Consider the following 25,983-nt stretch of genomic DNA (forward strand, 5'->3'; position numbering starts at 1 on the left):
CGTGCGTCCTAAAGTCTAGCGCAATGCTGACTTTAGGACGCACGTTTTCATTTAAGGAAGCATTCATTTCAGGTCAGGTCGATCCAATAATGACAGATTACAGCGCCATCTTCAGGATCAATGGCTTTTTCTGTCAATTTACCTCCGTTGTTTTCAATGACTTTGGCGGAGGCGCGATTGGCTTCTTCACAGGTTACTAACACGTTGTTCAAGCCAAATTGTTTGGCCTTTACCAATGACTGTGCCAGCATTGCCGAGCCGATGCCTTGCTTTCGATGGTCTGGGTGCACCGAATACCCGATGTGTCCGCCAATTTGGCGCAAATACGCATTAAGTGTCAGACGCAGATTCAAGAGACCGACCACTTTTTGATCTTGGATAGCCAGATAGGTACGGGCGGGGACGAATCCTTCTGGTACCGTTTCTGCTGTTTTAAAATCCGCCAATCCCTCTAGCCAGTCTTTGGCTGTCGGACTTTCTACAAGTCCTGCCCCACCGTGGATGACTTCTTGATTCTTCTCAAACGCTTGCCGATACGCTTCGATTTGATCGCAGTCTGCGATCGTCGGTTCCCGAAACTCCATTTCCTTCACTCCTTTTTTATGATTCAAAAAGACGTGCCATCATCAAGACGTCAACTTTTTGCCCCTCGCGGGTTTGCACTGCTTCTTTCATGCAGCCTTCTGTTAAAAAACCAAATTTTTGATACAGATGGATCGCTCGTAGATTTCTCGCTTGGACGGTCAACTCGATGCGGGTCAATTCGCCAACTTCTACTACCCAGTCCAGTAATTCTTCAATCAGGAGCGAACCTAAACCCAAGCCCCAATAGTCTTTTAAAATCGAGATACCGATCTCCCCGACATGGGCTAATTGCCACTCTTCGTTGCCTTTGACTGATGCCATGGCGATCAATTGTTCTTGATCAAATGCCAACAACAGCAAATAGTCCTCCCGTTCATAGATAGCATCCAACTGTTCTGCCAATAGGGCTTCTGGCAACGCCAAGCCGCTTTCGTCCATTAAGAGAAAATCCGTTTCTTCTCCTAGCTGTTGACTGACTGCTAACACGGCTTTCGCATCAGCACCCGTGGCTTCTTTGATCTGTAATTGGATCTCACTCATGGGCTGCCTGCCATTTGGTTGTGATCCGTTGCAAAAAGGCGGTTGCTTTGGAGCCATATGCATGACATTTCACAAGACGTTTTTGTTCATCTGTATCATCTTTTTCCAAAATCAGTTCTAAATAATCCTCTGGCAGGGAGGCTTCTAAGAGGTTGCCCCACTCGATCACACACAAGCCATCTCCTTCGAAATAATCATCCAGTCCTAAATCTTCTGCACCGTATTCCACCCGATAGACATCCATATGGTACAGGGGTAGCCGCCCATTGGTATATTCACGAATGATCGTATAGGTCGGACTTTTGATCAGTTGCTCGATCCCTAACCCCAAGGCGATGCCTTTCGTCAATGTTGTTTTGCCAGCACCCAAGTCGCCCGTCAATACCAGATTATCCCCTGGCTCGGCTACTTCTCCAATGATTTTTGCAAATGCTGCGGTTGCTTCTAAGTCGTTAATGGTAAACATAGTCCCCATCCTTTGATCAATCTAATTTACTAGTTGCTAGTATAGCTTGTTTTTCAAGGAATTGTAAAGAAGGAGCTTAAGGAAAATTTCCCGACGACCACTGGATCGTTGATTCATACGGACGCCCCCTGCTTTGCTGCCCTCAACTTTCCAAAAGCAAAACAAAAAACTGACCCTCAAGGGATCAGTTTTTCATAAGTGCAGCGATTGGCTGCTTATTTTTCCATTAATGTTTGTGCCGCAGTAATGATTGATAATTTGTAGACATCTTCTTCATTTGAACCACGGGACAAATCAGAGATTGGTTTGTTCAACCCTTGTAAGATTGGTCCAATCGCTTCAAAGTTACCGAAACGTTGGGCGATCTTGTAGCCAATGTTTCCTGATTGTAAATCGGGGAAAACAAAGACGGTTGCTTTACCTGCTACTTCAGATTCAGGAGCTTTCAATTGCGCAACTGCTGAGATATACGCAGCATCGAATTGCAATTCTCCATCGATTTGATATTCTGGTGCCAATTCTTTGGCGATTTTTGTTGCTTCAACGACTTTATCTACTTCCGGTGCTTTCGCAGAACCTTTCGTTGAGAAGCTTAACATAGCAACTTTTGGATCGATTTCAAATAATTCAGCGGTTTTCGCTGAGTCAACAGCGATTTCTGCTAGTTCTTGTGCATTTGGGTTTACATTGATGGCACAGTCTGAGAACAAGTATTTTTCTTGGTCACGACCACGAACCATTAAGAAAGCACCACTTGTACGGCTCACACCTGGTTTTGTTTTGATGATTTGTAAAGCGGGTCTTACTGTATCACCCGTAGAATGGATCGCTCCGGAAACCATTCCTTCAGTAATGCCCATGTAAGTCAACATTGTACCGAAATAGTTGACATCTTTTAAGATTTCTTCTGCTTGTTCTTTCGTTGCTTTGCCGTTGCGGCGTTCCACAAAAGCTTCAACCATTTCATCCCAACGATCATAATTTTCAGGATCTAAAATTTCAAAGTTTGATACGTTGATTCCGCGAGCTTCTGCTGCTTTTTCGATTTCAACCGGGTTACCGATCAAAACGGGTTCAATCAATTCTTCTGAACGTAGACGGCTAGCAGCACCTAAGATACGAGGATCTGTTGCTTCTGGAAAAACGATTTTGATATGACGACGCACGATTTTAAATTTTAAACTTTCGAATAATTCCACGGGTAAAGACCTCCAGTTTTTTTATACCCTTCCATTGTACAATAACTGCGAAAAAAAGAACAGATAAAAATCCTGTATTAGTCGATTATTTTAAATATCGTTACCTTTTTCACAAAAACACCAGTTCTAAATAACACAGTTTTACAACTGTGTTATTTTTTCCGGTAACGCCCAAGAAATCGGTTCTTCCCCTAATGCAAGCAACGCTTGATTGATCTTAGAAAAAGGCTTTGAACCAAAGAATCCTCGATGTGCCGACAACGGACTTGGATGAGGCGCTGTTATAATAATATGTTTGCTGGTATCTAGTAAAGCGGCTTTCTTTTGAGCGGGTTTGCCCCAAAGCACAAAAATGACCGGTTTTTCTCGTTGATTCAATTTTTCGATAATCGTATCTGTCAGCTGCTCCCAGCCATGCCCGTGATGTGAATAGGCTTGTCCCTCACGTACCGTCAATACGGTATTCAACAATAAGACCCCTTGCTGCGCCCATGGCACAAGATAGCCATGGGACACAGGTGCAATCCCTAAGTCATCGGCTAATTCCTTGTAAATATTGCGTAAGGAAGGCGGTATTTTGACCCCCGGCTGCACGGAAAACGACAGTCCGTGGGCTTGGTGAGGGCCATGATAAGGATCTTGACCTAAGATGACAACTTTTACGTCATGGTATGGTGTCAGTTTAAGTGCTTCATAAATATGATCCATCGCTGGATGGATCTTTTGCTGGGCATATTCTTGTTTCAAGAAAGCCCGTAGTTGTTGGTAATAGGGTTGCTCAAATGATTCCTGCAATTGTTCTTGCCAATCATTGTCCAATAGTCGTTTCATGGCGAATCTCCTTTGTTTTCTTCTAGGATAACAAATCCCTCCCCTTAGAAACAAGAATTACTCTTCGAAAGAAAAAAAATCCGTGATTTATGGTACACTATTTGTAGAAACGATTAAGAAAGGACGCTGACAATGATCAAATTAATTGCTTCTGATATGGATGGTACGCTTTTAAATGCCAGTATGCAGATTTCAGAAGAAAATATCCAAGCAATCAAATATGCCCAATCCAAAGGAATCGAATTTATGGTCGCAACTGGCCGTAACCGTAAAGAGGCATTGCCGCCGCTGCAAGAAGCCGGGATCGACTGTGCAATGATCACCTTGAATGGGGCCCAAGTCTATGACGAAGCGGGTAATTCATTATTTACTGTGCCGATCAGCCATGAACAAACTCGTTCGTTGATCGACCTACTAAAAGAAAACGACATCTATTTTGAGATCTCAACGAGCAATGGGATCTATTCGGAAAGTCAGACACGTCGGATCGAAAATTTTGCGATCCATACGGCAGAAGCAATGCCCCATCTCACTCATAAGATGGCGATTGCTATGACAGCTGCCCGTTTAGAATTTTTACCGATCAATTATGTCGATGATTTCAGTGAGTTGTTTTCGATCGAAGAATTAGAATTTTTGAAAGTGATCTGCTTCCATCAAGATGGTGCGCGGGTATTGGGTCCTATCACGAAAATCATCGATGGGTACGGCGATTTAGTGGTGACTTCTTCTGGACAAAACAATATTGAGATCAACCACCGAAACGCGCAAAAAGGAATCGCAGTGGCACATGTCGCCAAAGATCGGATGATCTCACTGGCGGAAGTGATGACGATCGGTGACAACTTAAATGATGTAAGTATGCTGCAACTGGCAGGCGTTAGTTTTGCAATGGGAAATGGCGAGTTAGAGGTAAAAGAAGTCGCGAAGTATTTGACGGACACCAATATTGAGGCTGGTGTCGGCAAAGCAATCGTTCGGGCAATTGATGAAAATCTTTAAACCACGCAGCTTTTTGGGGATACATGAGGAGGCGTAAGTATGTCAGAATTTTTCATCCAAGATAGGCAACTTAGCAGAGTCACACGAACCATTGTCAAAGATGAAACAGGCAAATCACTATTTTTGATGGTGGGACGTTGGGGAACCAAGGGCGATGCCCTCTCCCTTTACCGTTTAAATGGGCAAATGGTCGCTAGTATCAAACAAATCAGCTTTACTTTTGGTACACGCTTTGAGATCTACAAAGACTTTGAGAAAGTCGGTACACTGCAAAAAATCTTTAACTGGCCAGGTGATTTCTACTATATCCAGCAGCTTCACTGGGCGGTCCACGGCGATATCTATAATCATCGCTATGGGATCCATCATTTCAATAAAAAGATTATGGAGATGGACAAAGCGACCTTGTTGACGGGGGATTATTATGTACTGGATGTTGTCGATGACCGGGATGCGCCGGTCTGCATCTGTATTGCGGCCGTCATGGATTACTGGCTGTACAATCGGCACCGCAAAAAAGACCATCCTCTTGAGCTTCGACTAACAAATGGAACCAGCTGAAAAATCAGCTGGTTCTTTTTTGCATATGGTCGTAAAGATGGCCACTGATCTCTCTTTGGGCCACGACTTCAAATCCGTGCTTTTCATAGAGCCGCTTCGCATGGGGATTTGCTCGGTCAACACTCAAGCCGATCACCTCATAACCATCTCTAGAAGCAATTTTCGGCAATGCTTCTAACAAGGCTGAGCCGACGCCTTTGCCCCGAAATTTCTCAGCCACACAGATGGTATCTAAGTACCATTCATTTGGTAAAGTCTCTTCATCGATAAACAGCTTCATGTCTTTACTCAAACCGTACTGTTCCAGCACTTTATCTAGAGGCTGATCGATCGTCGCCTCTTCTTTGTCTGGGTATCCAAAGGCGACGCCAGCAACTTCTCCTTCGATCTCATTGACTAGCGCACGGCGAAAGCCGTAACGATAATCGGGTTCTAGCATGGCATCTGCCAAGATCTCTAAGGTCTTGGCTTCTCCGATCTCTTTGACAAACGGCAATTCCATGTCCTTTAAAATGACTAAAACGAGTTCAGCCATGACAAAACGATCTTCTTCTTTTGCAAATCTTATCACGTTTTTTCCTCCTTGCTTCTATACATAGAATAACAATTCTCTCAAGAAAAACCAAGTTGAATCGACAAAGGATCAACACAAAGTCTTCCTTGTTTATTCATGTAATTCCAACGGCAAGCCGTCTGGATCTTGGAAAAAGGTCATCTTCTTATTGGTGAAGGTATCAAAACGAATCGGTTCGCACACAATCCCTTTAGTGGCTAACTCCGCTACGACTGCTTCAATATTTTCCACCGCAAAGGCCAAATGTCGCAAGCCAGCTGCTTCGGGAAAACTTGGTCTTGCTGGTGGGTTTTCCACCACAAACAGTTCTATTTCTGATTCCCCAAAGCGCAAGTCGATTTTTACATCTTTCTTTTCTGGACGCGCATGTTCACGAATCACTTCAAAGCCTAATTTTTCTACATAAAACTCTTTGGTCTGTTGGTAATTACTAGCGATGATCGCCACATGATGCATTTTTGAAAACATTATTGCCACTCCTTTGTATTGGACTCCTCTCTCAGTTTAAAGCCTTTGGCTGCATTTTACTAGAAAAGACTGCCGAAGTTCTCCTCTTTTCATAAATGGTTTCTGTTATACTAGAAAGCGGAAGGTGATGAAAAAATGAAACTACTTTATATTTCAATCTCTGGAAATACCCGTGCATTCGTCAACCGCTTGTTGGCCTATGCAGATCAGCAAGACACACCGAGCACTTGGGAAGCCAAAGAAATTCATGACAATAGTGTCTTTGAACAAGAAGACGAACCTTATGTGGTTTTTGTCCCTACCTATTTAGAAGGTGGAAACGGCGTCGATAACGGCGATCAGGAGATCCTTACAGAAACCATGCGGGAATACATTGACTATGAAAACAACGCCGCTCTTTGCTTAGGCGTGATCGGCAGCGGCAACAAAAACTTTAATTATCAATATTGCTTGACCGCAAAGCAATATGCGGAACAATTTTCGATTCCGTTCTTAGCGGATTTCGAGCTGCGAGGCACGACCCAAGATATTGAACGGATCTATGCTTGTTTAAAAGAAATCGATCCTGCCCACAGCAACACTTAGCTTTAGCCAGCATTCATTAGCCATTAGGAGGACTTTTGCATATGGAACCACAAACGATGGTCATTTTGATCATACTCGCCAGCATTCTCATCTTGACCGCACTAGATATCTGGAATCGATACAAAGTACGTCGTTACGTTCGGCTTGCTTGGGGAAAACTTCCCCGTCAGCCCCGCTTTGATAAAGAAGCGAGTTTGAAAAAAGCTTGGCTGACTGAGAAGAAGTTTCACGATTTTGATAGCGAGGTCGATGACATCACTTGGTATGACTTGGATGGCTTTTCGTTGTTTGAGTCCATTAATCTGACGTTTTCCAGTGTTGGTTCAGAAGCGTTGTACCAGCAATTACGCAATTTCCACTTCAAGCCGGACAAACAGCTGACCAAATTGATCGACTTTTTTGCTGCTGACAGTGCCGCACGCGAACAATCCCAATATACGTTTGCTCGTTTAGGAAAACAAGATGATAATTTTTCGAAAGCCTACTTGGCCAATGAAGCGGCGCAATCGATCGGTTCTCTGCCGTTCTTTGTCTTTTTAGGTGTGCTGCCATTAGTCGGCATCTTGCTGCTCCTGCTGGGGATTGTCCAAGGCCTCCTGTTGACGTTGATTAGTGTCGTTTTCAATACGATCTATTACTCCATCAAAAAAGCCAAGCTGGAAACAGAACTGAACAGCATGCGCTATTTGGTTCAAACGATTGCCTGTGGCAGTCAGATCGCTAAAATCAACACGCCCCTCCAAGATGAGCTCAAACAATCCTTGGCACCATTAAAGAAGATCACTCGTTTCGCTTTCTCGTTTCGTGCCAAAAACGGCAGCGAAGGAGACATGTTGTTTGAATACATCAATATCATTTTTATGCTGCCGTTTATTTCCTATCAAACGGTCACCACTACTCTGGCCAAACACCAACAAGCAGCCATGGATCTGTGGAATTTGCTGGGAAAATTGGAAGTCGCAGCCGCCATTTTAAATTTTCGCACGTATATGCCCATCACTTGCCTACCGACCTTCCAAACAAGCGGAGGTGTAGAAGCAACGGGTACGTATCATCCCCTTCTGAGTGAAGCAGTCATGAATGATGTCACTTGGACCCACAATACCCTTGTAACTGGCTCTAATGCCTCAGGCAAATCGACATATGTCAAAAGTGTCGCCATCAACTGTATTTTGGCACAAACGATCCAGACAGCAGTAGCTGAAACCTTTACGATGGTTCCTGGTCACGTCGTTACCTCGATGGCTGTCGAAGATGATCTATTTGAAGGCGACAGCTATTTCGTGGCGGAGATCAAATCCATCAAACGCCTGCTAGATACCGTTGCCACGAAACAGCGCTGCTACTGTTTTGTTGATGAGATTTTAAAAGGAACCAATACGGTGGAACGAATCGCTTCTTCTGCCAGCATCATCCATTGGTTGCGAGCCTACCCATCATTGGCCTTTGTCGCTACCCATGATATTGAGCTGACTGAAATTTTGAAAAATGATTGCCGCAACATTCATTTTTCTGAACAAGTCACGGAAGATGACGGCATCTCCTTTGATTATAAGGTCAAATCCGGTCCTGCCTTGAGCCGCAACGCGATCGCCCTCTTAAAAGTCATGGGCTACCCTGAAACGATCGTTCAAGACGCCTACGCCGCCGCCAATGATTTTGATCAAAATCGTAAATGGCAGGAATTATAACTTCACACAAACAAAAGCGCCTTATCCCAGTGTCAGTCACAGGATAAGGCGCTATTTTATGTTTCATTTAGTCAAACAAACCAGTCGTTAAACTGTATTGCTCTCCTTGTAGCACATCATATTGGATCAAATTGTAGGCATCATAGATTTCTTGGGCTTCTTGATCCAACGCAAGAGTCGTCTGCCATTGTCCCTCTTGATAATATTGACCCAGTTCAAAAGCCGGCAACTCATCTTGCAAGGCCAACAACAACTGGTAAAACCCGCTGGTTGGTTGATCACTGGCTTCTAATAGGTTCGGCGCAAAATAAAAAGGACTTGTTACTGGTACATTTTCTGGCGCAAAATTCCCTTGCGAATCAACCATCAAAAATTCGGTTTCATGCAGGGCAGCCGTTTCATTTTGATCCTTGATCTCATCGGCATAAATGCCTGGTAAATGATCTCCCCAAAAGACGACCAGCGTTCGCCGATCCAGCTGCTCTAATTCAGCCACAAAGTTTTTCAATGCTGTACTGCTATAAGAGATATCCTGCAGGTAGTTTTCCAAAGAAGCCATATTGCCAGGACCGCTCGCTTGGTAATTCAACGTATCGTATTTGCCAGCATAAGGCATATGGGTCTGCATCGTCACTAAATGGACAAATTGCGGTTGCTGATCGTTTTCCAACAAAGCCAGCACTTCTTTGTAGGCCGCCTCATCAGAGATATAAGGATTATTTTCAATTTTGTCGGTATAGGTCATCGTATCTTGATCGATAAACTGTTCAAACCCCATCACCCCATAGACATCCTTGCGTTTGTACATCGATGTATCGTAAGGATGGATCGCCGTTGCCGTATACCCTGATTGTTCCAAGAAAGAAACCAAGGATGGCAGTTGCGTCAATTTCGGCACTAGCATCGTGTAAGGCGTTGTCATCTGTGGATTCAATAGGCCCATGGCAAAACCAGTCAACGCTTCAAACTCGATGTTTGCCGTACCGCCTCCATAATTTTGCGAAAGCATTTTTCCACTGATGGTTTGATCGGCGACGTGGTAATAGTCTTTCAACGGATCGCCGGTGATCGATAAGCCATTTAAATGGCTCGGGTCGGAAAAACTCTCGCTCATCACATAGACGATATTTGGTGCTTCGCTTTCACGGTCTTGATTTTTCTCCGCCGCCTGTGCATTGTAGGTATCCGCAATCGCTTGGATCGCTTCTTTTGAATACCCCTCAGGCTTCGTCATGGCATCTACCCGCAAGTTGTACAAAAACCCACCGATAAATCCCGTATTGTAATAGTTCATTTTTTGTGAATACGGAATCCAGAGCGCCGTCTGATTGTAGGCTTTGCGTAGAAGGTTGTTGCTGTCGTTGAAGTGTGAAACATAGACTAAGCCCAGCGAGCATACGACCAGCACTGCCCCTCGCATTACTTGTAAACGCCGGTTTAATTTGCGGCTGCGATAGATACTCCAGCCGATCGCCCCGATCGCCGCCAGAGCAAAGAGGATGGCTAAGAAAAACGCGCCATTGCCAATCATGGTTCGTAGAAGGTCGAATTGAGTGACCATCTTTAAATCATCAGGATAGATTGGTTCTTGGCGATAGACCATCTTCGTATGGTTGGCGTACCCTAAGATTCCGATGACGACACTATAAAAGATGCCCCCGATCAGTACTGAACCTGCCAAACTGGCAAACACCCCATACACCAGCAGTAGCACCCCACAAGCCAAGAAAAACTTTGCTGTATGCCACGAAAAGGCAAATTTCAAGGCTAATTCAACGGAAAGATTGTTTTGACACCATTGCAAATATAAATTACTGAAAATGATCAACAGGACGATGGCGATGCCTTTTAATGCGATCTTCAGATAAGGATGGCTATTTATTTTCACGAAGGAACATTCCTCCTTTTCTACACGTTCTAGGTACCCTCGTATTTTATGCTTTCAAGACAAGAAAGTAAAGCCAGGGCAAGAAGCTTTTGTTATTTTTAAAGAAAGCAACCCTCATAAAAAAGAGTCTAAGGTTTCTTGCCCCCTAGACTCTTCTTTCTATCTGAATGGAACGGAATCACTGGTTTCGTTTATTTCCAAAAATCATCAAAAATCGTGACTGGCAAGTGGCGTTTGTGTTGCGTTTTGTTCCACCAGTTTTCAATGGTTTGTTGGGCTTCAGCCGCAATTTCCTTGCCTTCTAAATAGTCATCGATGTCGTTGTAGGTCACTCCTAAAGCTGCTTCATCTGCCACTAAAGGTTTGCCGTCTTCCAAGTCCGCAGTTGGGACTTTTGTATACAATGCTTCTGGTGCGCCTAAGTATTGCAAGAGTTGGCGGCCTTGGCGTTTGTTTAAACGAAACAGTGGTAAGATATCGGCACCGCCATCGCCGTATTTCGTAAAGAAGCCGGTGATATTTTCAGCAGCGTGATCCGTACCCAGAACAGCTCCTGCTTTTTCACCCGCAATGGCATATTGCGTAATCATCCGTTGACGGGCTTTGATATTGCCTTTATTAAAGTCAGAAACCGCTAAGCCTGCTTCTTCCACCGCTTGTACTTGGGCATCGACGGCGGCTTTGATGTTTACCCGCAGCTCAATATCTGGTTTGATAAATTCAATGGCTTTTTTGGCATCTTCTTCATCTGCTTGTTCCCCATAAGGTAAGCGTACCCCTATGAACTGATAGTTGGGATTCCCGGTTTCACTGCGCATTTCCTCCATCGTCAATTGCGCGATCCGGCCAGCTAATGTCGAATCTTGCCCACCACTGATCCCCAAGACAAACGTATGCAAGAACGAATTCTTTTGCAGATACGCCTTTAAAAAATCAATACTCTTACGAACTTCTTCTTTCGGGTCGATGGTCGGTAAGACTCCTAATTCTTTGATAATTTCTTGTTGCATGGTCATAGAAACGCCTCCTCTTATTTTTTGAAGCAGCTGACTGATCCTAGGACCAGCGCAGTTGCGGATTACAAAATCGCGCCATTGGTTTGTTTACGTACTTTTTCAATCGTCCGCATTTTATGATCCCAACATTCTTGCGAGAGATCGACTGGGTATTTCTGTGGATTCAAGTCACGTTTGTACTCATCCCAAAGGGAATCCAAGCAATTCGTCGCATAGGCTTTGACGTGTTCTAAGTCAGGCACTTGATACACTTGCTGGCCATCTACAAAGATGTCTTGCAACAATGGTCGCGCATCAAAGTTCGTCACTGTTTTGTTGATAAAAGTGTGAACAGGATGGAACATGAACAGTTCGTCTGCAGCTTGGGGATTTTCTTCCCATAGCGTGACATAATCGCCTTCGGACTTGCCGTCCGATTTACGGGTGATCCGCCAGACTTGTTTTTTTCCAGGGGTCGAAACCTTTTCGGCATTGCTGGATAATTTGATGGTGTCGATCATTTCTCCCTGCTCATTTTCGATGGCAACCAGTTTATAAACCGCGCCTAATGCCGGTTGATCGTAAGCGGTGATCAGCTTGGTGCCGACACCCCACACATCGATTTTCGCCTTTTGCATTTTCAAGCTTAAAATCGTATTTTCGTCTAGATCATTGGAAGCATAGACTTTGGCTTCCGTGAATCCCGCTTCATCCAGCTGTTCACGGACTTTTTTCGAGATATACGCCATATCGCCGCTGTCGATCCGCACACCTAAGAAATTGATTTTATCCCCCATCTCTTTGGCCACACGAATCGCATTTGGCACACCTAAACGCAATGTATCATAGGTATCGACTAAGAATACGCAATCTTTGTGGGTTTGGGCATATGCCATAAATGCATCATAGTCATTGCCGTAGGATTGCACGAGGGAATGGGCGTGGGTTCCGCTGGCTGGGATGCCAAAAATCTTCCCTGCCCGCACATTACTCGTCGCATCCGCTCCGCCAATATAGGCCGCTCGAGTCCCCCAAATGGCTGCATCCAATTCTTGTGCCCGCCGTGAACCAAATTCCAACAAGGGATCCGTGCCGATCACGGATTTGATGCGGGCAGCTTTCGTGGCGATCAAGGTTTGGAAATTGACCATATTTAGTAACGCCGTTTCGATCAGCTGCGCTTGTGCCAACGGCCCTTCTACTTGTATGATCGGTTCATTGTTGAAGACCAAATCGCCTTCTAACGCTGAACGAACGGTACAAGCAAACTTGAACTCTTTTAGATACTCTAAAAAGGCTTCTGGGTAGCCGCCGATTTCTCGCAAGTAGGCAATATCCGTTTCTGAAAAGGATAAATCGTTCAAATAATCGATCAATCGTTCCAGACCGGCAAAGATCGCATAGCCGTTTTCAAAAGGCATGTCACGGAAATAGCATTCAAACACCGCATTACGATCGGCTCTGCCTAACTCCCAATAGGTTTGCATCATGTTGATTTGGTAGAGATCAGTGTGTAGCGTCAAGCTGTCATCTTTAAATAATTTCTGCATGTTCTTACTCCCTCTAGCTTACTTCTTCTCATTATAGCAAAAAAAACACAAAAGACAGAAAATCTTGTTTTTTTCAAAAAAAAGTTGGGTTTTTGCCAGTACAAGGCAATCCATCTGAGAACAAATTGCTCAAAAGCATGGGTCAACCTCCTACTTATTGCGCATTATTTACGCGCTCGTATAAGGTCGCCCCTTTGTTCAACGTTTGATTGCTCTTGCAACGTGCATGTCCCAACTTCTTTCAACTAGTGTTCTTTCACAGGAAATTGAACAAGAATGACATCTTTTCTCGGTTTAGAAAAGGTGATGCCTCTTGCTTCCATTTCTTTACGAATATTGATATTGACGGTCACGCCTTTGCGATCGACCTTCAGCAAACGATGAATCGCTGTATCGACTTCTTCCCGACTGATTTTCTTTTTATTGTTGATCAATACTAAAGAAATCGTATCAAAACTATCCACATAGAGAATCTGCGTCCGATCAAGCGAATACAATTTATAGTATTTGATCGCTATTTTGTCGAATAGATACTTGGAGATGTTCGGGTAAAAAGTTTCCATATTTAGATTTTGGTTTACTGGGGTTTCAATCAACTTCATGCACAACATCCTCTCTCGAAACTAATTCTGTTAAAATAAAGCGGCCAACACCGCCGTCTTCCGCGCGCTCAATGGTTCGATCACAAACTGCTTTGATCGCTGGGCTGGCATTTGCTACAGCCAAAGAAACATCCACCGCTTCAAACATCGCAAGGTCATTTTCACCATCACCGATCCCGTAGCTTTTGGCAGCGGGAAAAGCTTCTAAAAAGCTACGGATCGCCGCACCTTTGGTCGCCAATGGATCAACGATTTCCAGTGTTTGGACAAAGGATTGAAAAATCGCTGCCGTTTCTGACTGGATCATCGCCCGCAGCCGTTCTCTTTTTTCGTCTGACGCTTCCATCAGTTCGATTTTGATGACCTTTATCTCTGGATGTTCCTTCATAAACTGCAACACGTCGTCTTTATGAAGGCATTCGTTGTAGAAGAACTCGTATTTGTAGTCAGCGATGATTTGCCCTCGCTCCCCTAACTCCGCGAGTAACTGCTTACGGCTTTCTTGAAATTGCGCTTCATACAAATGCGCTTGTGGGGAAATGATGCCATGGTCAGTATGTAAGAAATAAAAAACCGCTTCTGTCTCTAAGATACCAATCACTTGTGCCAATGTCTTATAGGGTAAGGTATGCGTCAAAACAGGCGCTTCTCCTTTTATCATCAGACCGGCGCCGTTTCCGAAAATCACATCGCAGGAAAGGCCTTCTTCCGCCATCATATCTTGAACAAGCTCAAATCCTCGCCCTGTGACAAACACAAAGTGATCCCCTTGGGCTTGCAAACAACGGATGGCTTCTTTATTGATCTCATGAATCGGGTGCCCCATTTCTTGGAACGTCCCATCAATATCAGAAAAAACTATTTGCATCTTATCTTCCTTTCTTTGTTATAATTATAGCACATTTTAAAAAACGCAAAAAAATTTTCTTGACTTTGTCGTTACGTCAACCTTTAGGATACAGGTGTAAGGAGGGAAAAGCCGATGGAATATACGATCAGTGCCTTAGCCAAACTGTCAGGAGTCAGCAGCCGTACCCTGCGGTATTATGATCAGATCAAGTTGTTACAACCGCAACGCACCAACTCAGCTGGTTACCGTATCTACGGGAGGCAGGAAGTCGATCGCCTACAGCAGATTTTATATTTTAAGTCTTTTGGGCTGTCATTAGAAACGATCCGCGGGATCTTGGATGAGCCGCAAACATCGATCCAAACGGTCTTGTTGCAGCATTACCAACAGCTTTTACAAGAGCGAGCAGCCCTGGACAGTCTTTTGACCACCTTAGCGCAAACAATTGATTATTATGAAGGAGAAAAGACGATGACCGATCAAGAGAAATTCAGTTATTTTAAGGAACAAAAAATTCGTGAAAACGAAGCGAACTACGGTGCCGAATTACGAGAAGCCTACGGTGAGGAAATCATCGAACAAAGCAACCAAAAGTGGCAGCAGATGACCCAAGTCGATTATCAAGCACTGACCGACAACGAAAACCGCTTATTGCAGCTATTAAAAGAGCTGTTGAATGAAAAGGAAGGGAAACGAATCCCTTCTGACAAAGCCCAAATGGCTTTTGCTGCACATCAAGCATGGCTTAAACAAGCAGCGCCCTTTTACTCAGTAGAATATCACCGATCTTTAGGGGAAATGTACGTTCAAGACGAGCGTTTTACCGCCTATTACGATCAAAAAGCGGGCGTCGGTAGCGCCCAGCTGTTGAAACAGATCATTGACCATTACACCGAATCCCATTAAAAAAACGATGCGCAAGCACTGCCCGTTCAGGGGCTTTGTTTGCGCATCGTTTCGTCTATGCTATCGTTTGATGAACTCATAGGGCATGCGATAGTTGCCGCTTTTTTCCATTATCGCCAATTGGACGGCAGTCTCCCCGCAAGCTTGCAAGTGATGATCGATCGTTGAAAGCTGTAGCAGCTCGCTGATGTATAAATTGTCCCGTCCAATCACGAGCCATTCTCCCGGCGCCTGCGACTGGATCCCAGCAGCAACATGATCCCCATTGGTGAAAATCGCTTCGACCCCTTTATCTGCAAAATAAGCAGCTGCTTCTTTGCCATCTTCTTCCGTCAAACAATCCCAAAAGATCAAGTCTTCGGAAAAAGTCGAAAAATAGTCATGAGCCAAACGGACCGTGATTTTTGAATTGCTGCTGAGCTTGCGGCTACGTCCCAATGTCACGCCGATTTTCTGGATACCTTGTTCCTTAAAATACGTAAAGACTTCTTTGATCGATTCCTCTCGATCAATATAGGTGCAACCGTCAGTCAAATACGAGATATTCTCACAAAAGACGATGCGACCGTAAGAACGATAAGGCAATAAGGTTTCGATCGGATTCGCCCGCGAGGCAATGATCAAGGCATCAAAGCTTTTCGCCGCAAATTCTTGCAAATACGCTTCCTCTACTTGCGGATCATAGTTCGTGGCTAAAAGCGTCACCTTATAGCCCCGAGCAAACGCTGCTGTTGTGATGCCGCTCAACAAGCGATCGAAGTACGGATGATTGACAAATGGCAGAATCACACCAATATTTTGGGTTTTGCCAACACTCAATGCCCGCGCGGTGTAATTTGGAATATAGTTGACCTCTTTCATGACAGCCAGGATCTTGCGACGCTTTTCTTCACTGACATACGGATTGTTGTTAATGACTCGTGAAACTGTGGAGACCGAATAGCCGGTCAAGCGTGCAATATCCCGAATGTTTGCCATGACTCACTGCTCCTTAAACGAATAATTGTTCTTTCATATAGTCTATCACACTTAACCCACATGTATAAAATTCATAGTAATCATTGTGATGAATAAAACCGATCCGCTGAGACCCGAAGTGTTCATCACACGTCAAGTGACTGATCTCATCCACAGGAATTTCTACTAATCGTTCTTGAAAGAACCCTTTTGGCTTCGTCAATACCAGTTGTTGTCCATCAAAAGCCAACGTTACATAACAACATTCCGCACCATTTTTCTTCATGTATGTATTCATTTTTTCATCCCGCCTTCCTTTTTATAAATCAAGCATACTGTATGAAACGCGTCTCAGAGCAAGTCATTTGTTTCACTTTTTAACAAAAACCGTTCGACCTTCATGTGAATTACTTCGCATATTTTGCTTTTGTTGGTACAATAAAAAGAGAACAGTGCGAAAGGAAGCGCAATTTTTTAAGGAGGACCGCAAAGTGACATTAGAAGAAGCTTTTTTATTAGACACCTTGCGTTGCCGCTTCAAGTTTTTAAGAGAAGAACGCGGATTGAGCCCAAAAGAAGTATGCCAGCATCTCGATGTGTCTTACCCCGATTACACCTTATACGAAGCAGGCGATTGCTTACCCGATGTATTGACGCTGCTACACGCAGCTTCCCTTTATAATGTTTCTGTCGATTACTTATTAGGACAGACAGAACGACCAGAACGGTATTTATGCTAACAATCGACTTTATCGAAAAAACGATCAAATGGTCGTTTTTTCTTTTGCCTCTTTCCCACTTTTCATCGATTAGCAACAATTGTTATCTAATCAAATGAAAAAAATCAAATCATGCGGTTCTTCTTGAAAAAAAATGATAGAATAAACCATCATACATAGAAGGAGTTCAAACAAACATGACCTATGCACTAGAACTAACCGATTTACGCAAAGTCTATGCCACCGGCGTTGAAGCGTTGCGGGGCATAAATTTGACGGTGGAAGAAGGCGACTTTTATGCCTTGTTAGGCCCTAACGGCGCTGGAAAGTCCACCACCATCGGCATTATCACCTCTCTTGTCAATAAATCTTCCGGAAGCGTCAAAGTCTTCGGCTACGATTTAGACAAAGAATTGGTCCAAGTCAAACAACAGATTGGTTTGGTTCCCCAAGAATTCAATTTCAATCCCTTTGAAACGGTCCAGCAGATCGTGGTCAATCAAGCTGGGTATTATGGTGTCCCCCGCAACGAAGCCATCAAGCGCAGCGAAAAATACTTGAAGCAGTCGAATTTGTGGGAAAAACGCAATGTTCGTGCGCGGATGCTGTCGGGCGGGATGAAACGCCGTTTGATGATCGCTCGTGCCCTGATGCATGAACCACGGCTATTGATTTTGGATGAACCGACGGCAGGTGTCGATATCGAATTGCGTCGGGAAATGTGGAGCTTTTTGCGGGAGCTGAACCAAAATGGCACAACGATCATTTTGACGACCCATTATTTAGAAGAGGCGGAAATGCTTTGCCGCAACATCGGGATCATTCAATCTGGTGAACTGATCGAAAACACCAGCATGAAATCCTTGTTGGCAAAACTGCAATTTGAAACCTTTCTTTTTGATATCGCACCGATCAAACAAGCACCAACGATCACTGGATATCCGATCCAAATGGAAGATGAACAGACCATCGCCGTTGAAGTCGCTCGAGACCAAGGCGTCAACGATCTTTTTGCTCAATTCAGCCAGCAAGGGATCAATGTCCTCTCCATGCGCAACAAATCCAATCGCTTGGAAGAACTATTTTTGAAAATCACCGAAGAAGCACACGAAGCGGAGGAAAACCATGTTTAGTCTTTATTTTACAGCCTTAAAAAGTTTAGCGGTCAAAGAGACCAACCGCTATTTAAGGATTTGGGTGCAGACCCTCGTCCCACCCGTCATCACTACTTCCTTATACTTCATTATCTTTGGGAAAATGATTGGCAGCCGCATCGGCGAAATGGGCGGCTTTTCTTATATGGAATTTATCGTTCCTGGGCTGATCATGATGTCGACGATCACCAGCTCTTACTCCAATGTGTCTTCTTCCTTCTTTTCACAGAAGTTTCAAAAAAACATTGAGGAACTCTTAGTGGCGCCGGTTCCTACTCACGTCATCATTTGGGGCTTTGTCTTTGGCGGACTTGGCCGTAGTATCTTGGTGGGCACATTGGTGACCATCATTTCCCTTTTCTTCGTGCCATTACATGTGTATTCTTGGGTCATCGTTGTCTTAACCCTAGTCATGACCGCCATCTTATTTTCATTAGCAGGGTTGCTAAATGGGATCTTCGCCCAATCCTTTGACGATGTTTCCATCGTGCCAACCTTTGTTTTACAACCATTGACCTATCTTGGAGGCGTCTTTTACTCCATCAGCATGCTGCCGCCGATTTGGCAAACGATCTCCAAAGTCAACCCGATCGTGTATATGATCTCTGGTTTCCGCTACGGCTTTTTAGGCACCATCGATGTCCCAATTTTCCTATCCATCGGTATTTTGGTCTTGTTCATTGTTGTCTTATACAGCGTATGCTGGTACTTGATCCAAAAAGGCCGCGGGCTGCGTAGTTAATTGCAATAAAAAAAGATGAACTTCATTAATGAAGCTCATCTTTTTTTTTTATTAGGCATTCAAAACGACTTTTTCCAGCAATGCACCGGCTTGGTGTCTGCCTTCTAAATCAGTACTTCCAGAAAATTGCTGCACGCGATCCATGTTGGTGATCAAAACGATCACCATGGTTTCTTTGCCTTGCTGCTTGATATAAGGTAGATCCATTTGTGCCAGTTTGGTTTGCGGAGTGACTTGCTCCCCAGCTTTGACAAAGACATCAAAGCCTTGTCCGCCAAGTGAGACTGTATCGATCCCCATATGCACAAGAACTTCAACGCCGTTTTGGGTTTTGATCCCGACGGCATGTTTTGAAGGGAACACAGTGGTGACTTCGCCACTGACCGGTGCAAAGATTTGCCCATCTTGTGACTCGATGGCATAGCCTTCTCCCATCATTTTCGTTGAAAAAACTTCATCTGGTACATCTTCTAATGGGACATATTCTCCATGGGTCACGGCATGCAGATCCACTTCGTTGGTGTAACGATCGCCTTCGGCTGCTTGATTTGGTACCAAGAACCAGCTCATTGCAAAGGATAAGCCGATTGCCAAGATGATCCCTAAAACAGCATAGATAAAGTATTCCCCAATATAGGCTGGCAAACTAAAGATACTTGAAAGAATATATCCATAAATCCGAACACCGAAGAAACTGATGAAGGCAGACGCCACAGAACTACCAACTGTTGCTGCGATAAAGGCTTTTTTATACTTCGACAAAATCCCGAATAACGCAGGTTCTGTGATCCCTAATAAGCCAGAAACCGCCGAAGATAGAATGATCGATTTTTCTTCTTTGGTTTTGACTTTGAAATAAATAGCTGCTGTTGCGCCGGTGATTGCCATATTTGCCATAAACATCATTGGCATCAACATGTCATACCCTTGATTGGCGAAGTTTTGCAAAGCGATCGGGGTCATGGCATGATGCAATCCCGTGAAGATTGCAATTGGTCGAATCGCCCCTACCACAATTCCTGCTAAGACAGGCGAGATAGTGAATAAACCAGCCACGCCAGCAGCCAGTAAGTTTCCTAGATGGATACTGATTGGGCCAATGACCGTTAATGTCAAGATACCAGCGACAAACAACGAAATCGTCGGTGTAAACACGGTACGCAGCACTTGTGGTAAGAGTTTATCGACCCAACGGTAAATATAACTGAGCGCCAGCACGGCAAAGATAATGGGAATCACTGTTCCTGCATAGTTAAAGACGGGTACTGGCAGTATGCCGAACAAGCGAAAGGCGGAAATACTTCCTTCGGCTACCGCATTGGTCATCGTTGGAAATTGCAGCGTTGCCGCGATTGCGATCGCTAAATATTGATTGGTTTTAAAAATCCGAGCGGCTGAGGCAGCAACAAAAAATGGCAAGAATGTAAATACGCCGCTCGCGATCATGTCGATCACTAAATAGGTGTCTGTTTGATTAGAGATGACATTCAAAGCCACCAATCCAGCCATTAATCCTTTGATCATTCCTGCGCCAGCGATAGCTGGAACGATCGGACCAAAAACGCCAGAAACGGTATCCATAAATAAGGAAACGGCCCCTTTTTTCTCTGATGTTCCCCCTTGGTTCGCTTCATCAAGACCTAATTCTTTGGCTAAAGGTGCATAATAATCAGCAACATCCGTTCCTATCACTACTTGCAGCTGATTGCTTTGATATTTTGTTCCTACGACTTTGGGTGTTTTTTCTAACGCCGCATAGTCGACTTTCTTCTCATCCTTTAAATCAAAACGCAAGCGAGTCATACAGTGCCATGCATTGTTGATATTTTCTGATCCGCCAACATCTTTAATAATCTGTTTTACGATGTCTTCTTTGGTCATCTTTTTTTCCCCCTGTTGTTTGCTAACGGTCCTGATCCTTTTGACGGGCGCCCTTTCAGGTGTTTCCGTTTTCACACACATAGTAGCATGCTCACACATACTTGTAAAACCAGTCCTTTTTTGATAAAAACAGAATAAAAACGCTATATATCAACGTTTTATTATAAAAAAGTAAAAAATTGGACTGGTTTTATGGTGTATATCTAGTTTTTATTAGACCAAATTGACAGCGGTTGCCAAGCATGTTTCAATGGCTATAGCAACTAGAGACAAAAATTGGAGTGAATGAAATGACACCAACGATCATCACCGACGTCAAAGCCTTTGCGATCAAACCTGATCGCCATAACCTTGTTGTCGTTAAAGTAGAAACGAACAAAGGCGTATCTGGGTTAGGCTGCGCAACCTTCCAGTTTCGCCCACTAGCCGTAAAAACCGTCGTTGACGAGTATTTACGCCCCCTCTTACTTGGCCGCGATGCCAATCAAATCGAAGATCTTTGGCAAGTGATGAATGTCAACTCTTACTGGCGGAATGGTCCGATCACCTACAATGCCATCTCAGGAGTCGACATGGCTTTATGGGACATCAAGGGACAATTAGCCGATATGCCATTGTATCAACTGTTAGGTGGAAAAGCGCGTACGGCGATTCCCGCCTATACCCATGCCGTGGCAGATAATCTCGAAGGCCTTTATCAAGAAATCGATCGCTTCTTGGCTGAGGGGTATCGCTATATCCGTTGCCAATTAGGCTTTTATGGTGGAAATCCTAGCCAACTGCAAACACCCGATCAGCCCATCGCTGGTTCCTATTTTGATCAAACAGACTACATGGACACAACACTGAAAATGTTTGCTGCGATCCAAGAACGATACGGCAATCAATTTCAAATGCTGCATGACGTGCATGAACGGCTGCATCCAAACCAAGCGATTCAATTTGCAAAATCCGCTGAACCTTTTAATCTCTTTTTCCTAGAAGATATTTTGCCGCCGGATCAAAACAAGTGGTTGCAGCAACTCCGCAGCCAGTCGGCGACCCCGATCGCGACCGGCGAATTGTTCAATAATCCGATGGAATGGCAAGAGCTAGTCAAAAATCAACAGATTGACTTTATGCGTGCCCATGTCTCACAAATCGGTGGGATCACGCCAGCATTGAAATTGGCTCACTTCTGCGATGCGATGGGCATTCGGATCGCTTGGCACACGCCGTCTGATATCAGCCCTGTCGGCTTAGCCGTCAACACCCATCTAAATATCCATCTGCACAATGCCGCGATCCAAGAAACGATTGCGATCCCAGCAAATACCCAGTCGGTCTTTGGTGGCAGTCCGCAACCTGAAAACGGCTATTTTTATCCGATCGAGAAAAGTGGGATCGGAATCACGTTCGATGAAGCAGCAGCTGCGGAATTTCCCGTGGTTTACCGTCCTCATGAATGGACCCAGAGCCGTACACCAGACGGCACATTGATCACTCCTTAAACACAACAAAAGACATCCCCTGTCCAACCGACAGGGGATGTCTTTTGTTCTTTCTGGATAAAAAAGACGCAACTGGCACATTTGCTTTTCCAAATCAATCGATGCGTGAGCGATGGATCTCACGGTCAAAGGGACGGATGTAGGTCACGGCATAATCAATGGCAACGATATTGCTGAACTCATACACGCGGCCGTCTTCTAAAATCGCCCGATTGCTGATCTGCATTGCCGGCGTCCCCCGCTTGCACAATAAAATGCCCGATTGAGCGGTCGATGTGGTGATGGGGGTATAGCTGGTGATGTAGTGGGAAATACGGTACCCGCAGCTTTCGACATAGCGTTGGATCGAGTGCTCCACGATTTCCTGTGTCAATTCGGGAAATAGGCTGACGGGCAATTTAGAGGTTTCCAGCTGTTCGATTTTGTAATTGACGATCCGCACTCGTTCAAAGGTCCAGACTTCCTCGTCTGGGCCTATTTGGAAAATCTGCTGTTCATCCAACGTTGCTGCCTCCTTATTCAAGGAAATCATTTTGGAATGGATGCGGTCATAAGGAGTGCGGGTCAAGGAATTAAAGATCATTGGGTTTTTGACCCATTTTTCATGGATAAAAATCCCTGAACCTTGTACCACTTTGACGATCCCGATCTCTTCAAGGTTTTTGATTGCTTGCTGGATCGTAAACCGAGAAACGCCATAGGTTTGCGCAAGGGTTCTTTGGTTGGGTAATTTGCCGGCAGAAAATTCTTCCTGATAGATTTTACTCAACAGATCTTGCACGATAAATTCACGTTTTTTCATAATGGCTCCTTCATTTGAGCGGGAGCGATCTCGCTCATGGACCAACTGCAAGCCTTCATATCGATACGACCACTGGCTTTGAAGACCACCCCTTCATTGACGAGTGCTGCTTTTCGCACATTGGCGGAGGAACCAACTAAGACGCCATCTGCCCGCACGACTCGATGAGCAGGGACATCCTGAGGACTCAAGCGCATCGCTCGACCGACTGCTCGCGCGCCGTTGATTTGTCCCAATTTCCACGCAATCTGACTATAGGAGACGACTTTACCAAAAGGGATCTGCCGCGCCAGCGCATAGACTTCTTCATAGAATGGATTCATACTGTTCGCTCCTTCTTTGATTCTTTCTATCATAGTACTGGATTCCCTGCCAATAGTAAATGAACAGACGCAACTTTAGCAATAGCCATCCAAACACTCGATTCCTTCTCTAGCAAGCCAAGAACGAATCGAGTAGTCATTAGTTTGGAAAATCAAAGTAGGTTTTCGCATTGTGATATGAGATATCTGCGACGATCTGCCCTAAATATATTTCATCTGCTGGTAGTTGTCCGTCTTCTACCCATTCACTGATCACCTGACACAAAATCCGCCGGAAATACTCGTGGCGTGGATAAGACAAAAAGCTGCGAGAATCCGTCAGCATGCCGACGAAGTTTCCAAGAATCCCGCCTTCTGCTAGGGTCGTCAACTGATATCGCATACCAGAATACGTATCATTGAACCACCAAGCAGAGCCTAATTGCAGCTTGCCTTTGCTCTCTTCTTGGAACGCCCCCATCAGCGCAGTCAACACTGGATAATCTTTGGGGTTCAGTGAATACAAAATCGTCTTCGGCAATAAACTTTCCGCCTGAAGCTGCGCCAATGTCCGACTTAAGCCGCTCACTAGACGATCGTCCCCCATCGCATCACCGCCGCTATCAGGTCCTAGTTGTTGGAAAAGTTTTTGATTGTTGTTGCGAGTCGCCATCAGATGCAATTGCGCGGTCCAGCCTTGCTTTGCGTATTGGCGCATCAAGTCAATCAGCAAGCCGGTTTGAAACTGTCTGATTTCTTCATTAGTCAGTGTTCCAGTGGTCAAACGCTTCTGAAAAATCGCTTCAAGTGCAGCGGTATCGTAGGCTTCCTCTCCAAGACGTGATAGACTGTGATCTGCTAAACGACAGCCCCGTTGCTGGAAGTAGGAAATACGCACGGTCAATGCTTCAACCAGCGTTTGATAGCTAGTGATTTCTTTGCTCGCAGCTGCAGCCAATTGCTTAAGGTATGCTGGAAATTCTGAATTCTGCAGATTGATTGCTTTGTCAGGACGAAAGGTAGGATACACAGCAAAGGATTCTTCTGCCAGCTTTTGATGATACGTCAACGAATCAATGGGATCATCCGTCGTACAGATCACCTCAACGGCCATCTTTTTGATCAGCCCTCGTGGTGAAAATTCCTTCGTCTGCAACTGTTGATTGGCTTTTTCCCAAATGCTTGCTGCATTGGCTAGTGTCAACCGCTCATCAATACCAAAGATTCGCTTCAATTCCAAATTGGTCCAGACATATAAGGGATTGCCAATGCAAGCCTCCAAGGTCTGCGCCCAAGCACAGAATTTTTCGTAGTCATCAGCATCGCCAGTGATCAAAGATTCTGCAACACCATTGGCTCGCATTAAGCGCCATTTGTAATGGTCCCCCGCCAGCCACGCTTGGGTCAGATTGGTGAAGTTTTGGTCTTCGAAAATCTCTTTCGGATCTAAATGACAATGGTAATCAATGATCGGCTGCTTTTTTGCATACTCATGGTATAACTGTTTGGCAAAGCTGTTTTTCAAAATAAAATCGTCAGTTAAAAACATTTCTTCGCTCCTTTTCTTAACGCCCCACGCTCTTGTCGATGGCTTCCCACAACCCTAATAAGTAGGAAGCGCCGATCGCCCGATCATATAAGCCATAGCCTGGACGTCCCTTCTCTCCCCAGATCATTCGCCCATGATCTGGTCGAATATAGCCGTCAAAGCCATTTTTGTACATCGCTTCTAGGATCTGATACATGTCTAACGAGCCTTCAGAGGAGAGATGCGGTGCTTCATAAAAGTCTTTGTCATTGCCCAAGTATTGAATGTTACGAACATGAGCAAAAGGAATCCGGTCCCGGCGACAAAACTCAGCCAAAATCTCATAGACATTATTGGCTGGGTCTTCGGCGATACTGCCAGTACAAAGTGTGATACCATTTGACGGACTGTCGACCACGTTGCAGACCCAATCCAAATCATCGCGGTTTTTAACGATACGAGGCAGACCAAAAATCGAATAGGGAGGATCATCTGGATGAACAGCCATCTTGATGCCGACCTCTTCACAGGTGGGAATAATGGCTTTTAGGAAGTAAGCAAAGTTTTCTCTTAATTTGTCATCATCGACATCCTTATACGCAGCAAACAATTCTTTGACATGTGCCAAACGTTCTGGTTCCCAGCCTGGCAAGGTATAGCCAGAGCTTGACTCCTCAACTTCTTTGACGATCTCTTCTGGGTCTTTGTCAATCCCTGCTTTTTCAAATGCCATCGTAGAAGAACCGTCGGCTAAGCGATAATCGAGATCCGTTTTGATCCAATCGAAAATCGGCATAAAATTATAGCAGATCACTTCGATCCCATATGCTGCCAAATTACGAATCGTTTTTTTGTAGTTTTCGATATACAGGTCTCTCGAAGGCAAGCCAATCTTGATGTCATCATGAATATTGACGCTTTCGATCACCTTCAGGGAAAGTCCAGCTGCTTCGACTTCTTCCACGAGCGCCTTGATCCGTTCTTTCGGCCAAACTGCCCCAGCAGGCAAATCAAAGAGTGTGCCGACGATGCCTTTCATTCCAGGAATTTGACGGATATCTGCTAACTTGATTTTATCGTAGTCTTTTCCATACCAACGAAATGTCATTTCCATT

28 protein-coding genes are annotated in these 25,983 nt (G+C 44.6%); 9 read left to right on the forward strand and 19 right to left on the reverse strand.

Features of this window, described 5'->3' with window-relative positions:
- Positions 1 to 68 precede the first annotated feature (68 nt).
- From CXM95_RS14215 to CXM95_RS14235, 5 genes are all read right to left on the reverse strand, one after another.
- Positions 69 to 584, reverse strand: coding sequence for a GNAT family N-acetyltransferase (locus CXM95_RS14215; protein ID WP_101699303.1), 516 nt, complete (start codon positions 582 to 584; stop codon positions 69 to 71).
- A 16-nt stretch (positions 585 to 600) separates the two neighbouring features.
- On the reverse strand, positions 601 to 1,125 hold the full coding sequence (locus tag CXM95_RS14220) for a GNAT family N-acetyltransferase (protein ID WP_008380704.1): 525 nt from the start codon (positions 1,123 to 1,125) through the stop codon (positions 601 to 603).
- On the reverse strand, positions 1,118 to 1,591 hold the full coding sequence (tsaE, locus tag CXM95_RS14225; RefSeq protein ID WP_101699304.1) for a tRNA (adenosine(37)-N6)-threonylcarbamoyltransferase complex ATPase subunit type 1 TsaE: 474 nt from the start codon (positions 1,589 to 1,591) through the stop codon (positions 1,118 to 1,120). Before tsaE ends, CXM95_RS14220 begins: the two co-directional genes overlap by 8 nt.
- A gap of 215 nt (positions 1,592 to 1,806) precedes the next feature.
- On the reverse strand, positions 1,807 to 2,790 hold the full coding sequence (gene pta / locus CXM95_RS14230; RefSeq protein ID WP_008380699.1) for a phosphate acetyltransferase: 984 nt from the start codon (positions 2,788 to 2,790) through the stop codon (positions 1,807 to 1,809).
- Positions 2,791 to 2,931: 141 nt separating this feature from the next.
- A complete protein-coding gene (locus tag CXM95_RS14235; protein ID WP_005234138.1) occupies positions 2,932 to 3,621 on the reverse strand; it encodes a uracil-DNA glycosylase in 690 nt (229 codons plus the stop codon).
- Positions 3,622 to 3,753: 132 nt separating this feature from the next.
- Between CXM95_RS14235 and CXM95_RS14240 the strand changes: the two genes are divergently transcribed.
- Together CXM95_RS14240 and CXM95_RS14245 are read left to right on the forward strand one after the other, a co-directional pair.
- Positions 3,754 to 4,623 (forward strand): Cof-type HAD-IIB family hydrolase, encoded by an 870-nt coding sequence (locus CXM95_RS14240; protein WP_086297929.1) that lies wholly within the window; start codon positions 3,754 to 3,756, stop codon positions 4,621 to 4,623.
- A 39-nt stretch (positions 4,624 to 4,662) separates the two neighbouring features.
- The gene (locus CXM95_RS14245; RefSeq protein ID WP_005228514.1) at positions 4,663 to 5,184 is read left to right on the forward strand and encodes an LURP-one-related/scramblase family protein; all 522 of its coding nucleotides are present in this window, start codon (positions 4,663 to 4,665) and stop codon (positions 5,182 to 5,184) included.
- A gap of 4 nt (positions 5,185 to 5,188) precedes the next feature.
- Here the strand turns inward: CXM95_RS14245 and CXM95_RS14250 are convergent, their stop codons facing one another.
- Positions 5,189 to 5,755 (reverse strand): GNAT family N-acetyltransferase, encoded by a 567-nt coding sequence (locus tag CXM95_RS14250; protein WP_101699305.1) that lies wholly within the window; start codon positions 5,753 to 5,755, stop codon positions 5,189 to 5,191.
- A 93-nt stretch (positions 5,756 to 5,848) separates the two neighbouring features.
- Complete coding sequence (gene gloA2, locus CXM95_RS14255) at positions 5,849 to 6,226, reverse strand: SMU1112c/YaeR family gloxylase I-like metalloprotein (RefSeq protein WP_005234127.1); 378 nt, start codon at positions 6,224 to 6,226, stop codon at positions 5,849 to 5,851.
- 135 nt (positions 6,227 to 6,361) lie between these two features.
- Between gloA2 and nrdI the strand changes: the two genes are divergently transcribed.
- Both nrdI and CXM95_RS14265 read left to right on the forward strand, forming a co-directional pair.
- Complete coding sequence (gene nrdI, locus CXM95_RS14260; protein ID WP_005228511.1) at positions 6,362 to 6,811, forward strand: class Ib ribonucleoside-diphosphate reductase assembly flavoprotein NrdI; 450 nt, start codon at positions 6,362 to 6,364, stop codon at positions 6,809 to 6,811.
- A 41-nt stretch (positions 6,812 to 6,852) separates the two neighbouring features.
- Entirely contained in the window at positions 6,853 to 8,502 is a 1,650-nt protein-coding gene (locus CXM95_RS14265; protein WP_101699306.1) for a MutS-related protein, read from the forward strand.
- A 67-nt stretch (positions 8,503 to 8,569) separates the two neighbouring features.
- On the opposite strand, the gene CXM95_RS14270 is transcribed toward CXM95_RS14265, so the two are convergent.
- The 5 genes from CXM95_RS14270 to CXM95_RS14290 form a co-directional block, all read right to left on the reverse strand.
- On the reverse strand, positions 8,570 to 10,390 hold the full coding sequence (locus tag CXM95_RS14270) for an LTA synthase family protein (RefSeq protein ID WP_101699307.1): 1,821 nt from the start codon (positions 10,388 to 10,390) through the stop codon (positions 8,570 to 8,572).
- A gap of 191 nt (positions 10,391 to 10,581) precedes the next feature.
- Positions 10,582 to 11,406, reverse strand: coding sequence for an ammonia-dependent NAD(+) synthetase (nadE, locus tag CXM95_RS14275; protein WP_016612726.1), 825 nt, complete (start codon positions 11,404 to 11,406; stop codon positions 10,582 to 10,584).
- A 62-nt stretch (positions 11,407 to 11,468) separates the two neighbouring features.
- Entirely contained in the window at positions 11,469 to 12,935 is a 1,467-nt protein-coding gene (locus CXM95_RS14280) for a nicotinate phosphoribosyltransferase (protein ID WP_005234120.1), read from the reverse strand.
- Positions 12,936 to 13,180: 245 nt separating this feature from the next.
- Positions 13,181 to 13,537, reverse strand: a complete 357-nt coding sequence (locus CXM95_RS14285; RefSeq protein WP_101699308.1) for a DUF1827 family protein — start codon at positions 13,535 to 13,537, stop codon at positions 13,181 to 13,183.
- Positions 13,524 to 14,405 (reverse strand): HAD-IIB family hydrolase, encoded by an 882-nt coding sequence (locus CXM95_RS14290; protein WP_005234118.1) that lies wholly within the window; start codon positions 14,403 to 14,405, stop codon positions 13,524 to 13,526. Before CXM95_RS14290 ends, CXM95_RS14285 begins: the two co-directional genes overlap by 14 nt.
- 114 nt (positions 14,406 to 14,519) lie before the next feature.
- Between CXM95_RS14290 and CXM95_RS14295 the strand changes: the two genes are divergently transcribed.
- Positions 14,520 to 15,293, forward strand: a complete 774-nt coding sequence (locus tag CXM95_RS14295; RefSeq protein WP_101699309.1) for a MerR family transcriptional regulator — start codon at positions 14,520 to 14,522, stop codon at positions 15,291 to 15,293.
- Positions 15,294 to 15,353: 60 nt separating this feature from the next.
- Here the strand turns inward: CXM95_RS14295 and CXM95_RS14300 are convergent, their stop codons facing one another.
- Both CXM95_RS14300 and CXM95_RS14305 read right to left on the reverse strand, forming a co-directional pair.
- On the reverse strand, positions 15,354 to 16,271 hold the full coding sequence (locus tag CXM95_RS14300; protein WP_086297939.1) for a LacI family DNA-binding transcriptional regulator: 918 nt from the start codon (positions 16,269 to 16,271) through the stop codon (positions 15,354 to 15,356).
- Between the two features lie 13 nt (positions 16,272 to 16,284).
- The gene (locus CXM95_RS14305) at positions 16,285 to 16,548 is read right to left on the reverse strand and encodes a hypothetical protein (RefSeq protein ID WP_005228502.1); all 264 of its coding nucleotides are present in this window, start codon (positions 16,546 to 16,548) and stop codon (positions 16,285 to 16,287) included.
- Between the two features lie 193 nt (positions 16,549 to 16,741).
- Between CXM95_RS14305 and CXM95_RS14310 the strand changes: the two genes are divergently transcribed.
- From CXM95_RS14310 to CXM95_RS14320, 3 genes are all read left to right on the forward strand, one after another.
- Positions 16,742 to 16,990: a helix-turn-helix domain-containing protein gene (locus CXM95_RS14310; protein ID WP_008380673.1), complete on the forward strand. Its 249-nt coding sequence runs from the start codon at positions 16,742 to 16,744 to the stop codon at positions 16,988 to 16,990.
- Between the two features lie 176 nt (positions 16,991 to 17,166).
- Positions 17,167 to 18,102: an ABC transporter ATP-binding protein gene (locus CXM95_RS14315; protein WP_005234114.1), complete on the forward strand. Its 936-nt coding sequence runs from the start codon at positions 17,167 to 17,169 to the stop codon at positions 18,100 to 18,102.
- Positions 18,095 to 18,865, forward strand: coding sequence for an ABC transporter permease (locus tag CXM95_RS14320; protein WP_005228499.1), 771 nt, complete (start codon positions 18,095 to 18,097; stop codon positions 18,863 to 18,865). The genes CXM95_RS14315 and CXM95_RS14320 overlap by 8 nt, the downstream gene beginning before the upstream one ends.
- A gap of 51 nt (positions 18,866 to 18,916) precedes the next feature.
- Here the strand turns inward: CXM95_RS14320 and CXM95_RS14325 are convergent, their stop codons facing one another.
- Positions 18,917 to 20,746 (reverse strand): glucose PTS transporter subunit IIA, encoded by a 1,830-nt coding sequence (locus CXM95_RS14325; RefSeq protein ID WP_008380669.1) that lies wholly within the window; start codon positions 20,744 to 20,746, stop codon positions 18,917 to 18,919.
- Positions 20,747 to 21,036: 290 nt separating this feature from the next.
- Here CXM95_RS14325 and CXM95_RS14330 point away from each other — a divergent pair, with 290 nt between their 5' ends.
- Positions 21,037 to 22,236, forward strand: coding sequence for an enolase C-terminal domain-like protein (locus tag CXM95_RS14330; protein WP_101699310.1), 1,200 nt, complete (start codon positions 21,037 to 21,039; stop codon positions 22,234 to 22,236).
- A gap of 94 nt (positions 22,237 to 22,330) precedes the next feature.
- On the opposite strand, the gene CXM95_RS14335 is transcribed toward CXM95_RS14330, so the two are convergent.
- From CXM95_RS14335 to uxuA, 4 genes are all read right to left on the reverse strand, one after another.
- Entirely contained in the window at positions 22,331 to 23,038 is a 708-nt protein-coding gene (locus tag CXM95_RS14335; RefSeq protein WP_101699311.1) for a GntR family transcriptional regulator, read from the reverse strand.
- Positions 23,035 to 23,361 (reverse strand): MGMT family protein, encoded by a 327-nt coding sequence (locus CXM95_RS14340; RefSeq protein ID WP_101699312.1) that lies wholly within the window; start codon positions 23,359 to 23,361, stop codon positions 23,035 to 23,037. Before CXM95_RS14340 ends, CXM95_RS14335 begins: the two co-directional genes overlap by 4 nt.
- Positions 23,362 to 23,500: 139 nt before the next feature.
- The gene (gene uxaC, locus CXM95_RS14345) at positions 23,501 to 24,889 is read right to left on the reverse strand and encodes a glucuronate isomerase (RefSeq protein ID WP_101699313.1); all 1,389 of its coding nucleotides are present in this window, start codon (positions 24,887 to 24,889) and stop codon (positions 23,501 to 23,503) included.
- Between the two features lie 16 nt (positions 24,890 to 24,905).
- Entirely contained in the window at positions 24,906 to 25,982 is a 1,077-nt protein-coding gene (uxuA, locus tag CXM95_RS14350) for a mannonate dehydratase (protein WP_086372332.1), read from the reverse strand.
- Position 25,983 lies beyond the last annotated feature (1 nt).

The organism is Enterococcus sp. CR-Ec1 (assembly GCF_002850555.1).
GTDB classification, from domain to species: domain Bacteria; phylum Bacillota; class Bacilli; order Lactobacillales; family Enterococcaceae; genus Enterococcus_D; species Enterococcus_D entomosocium.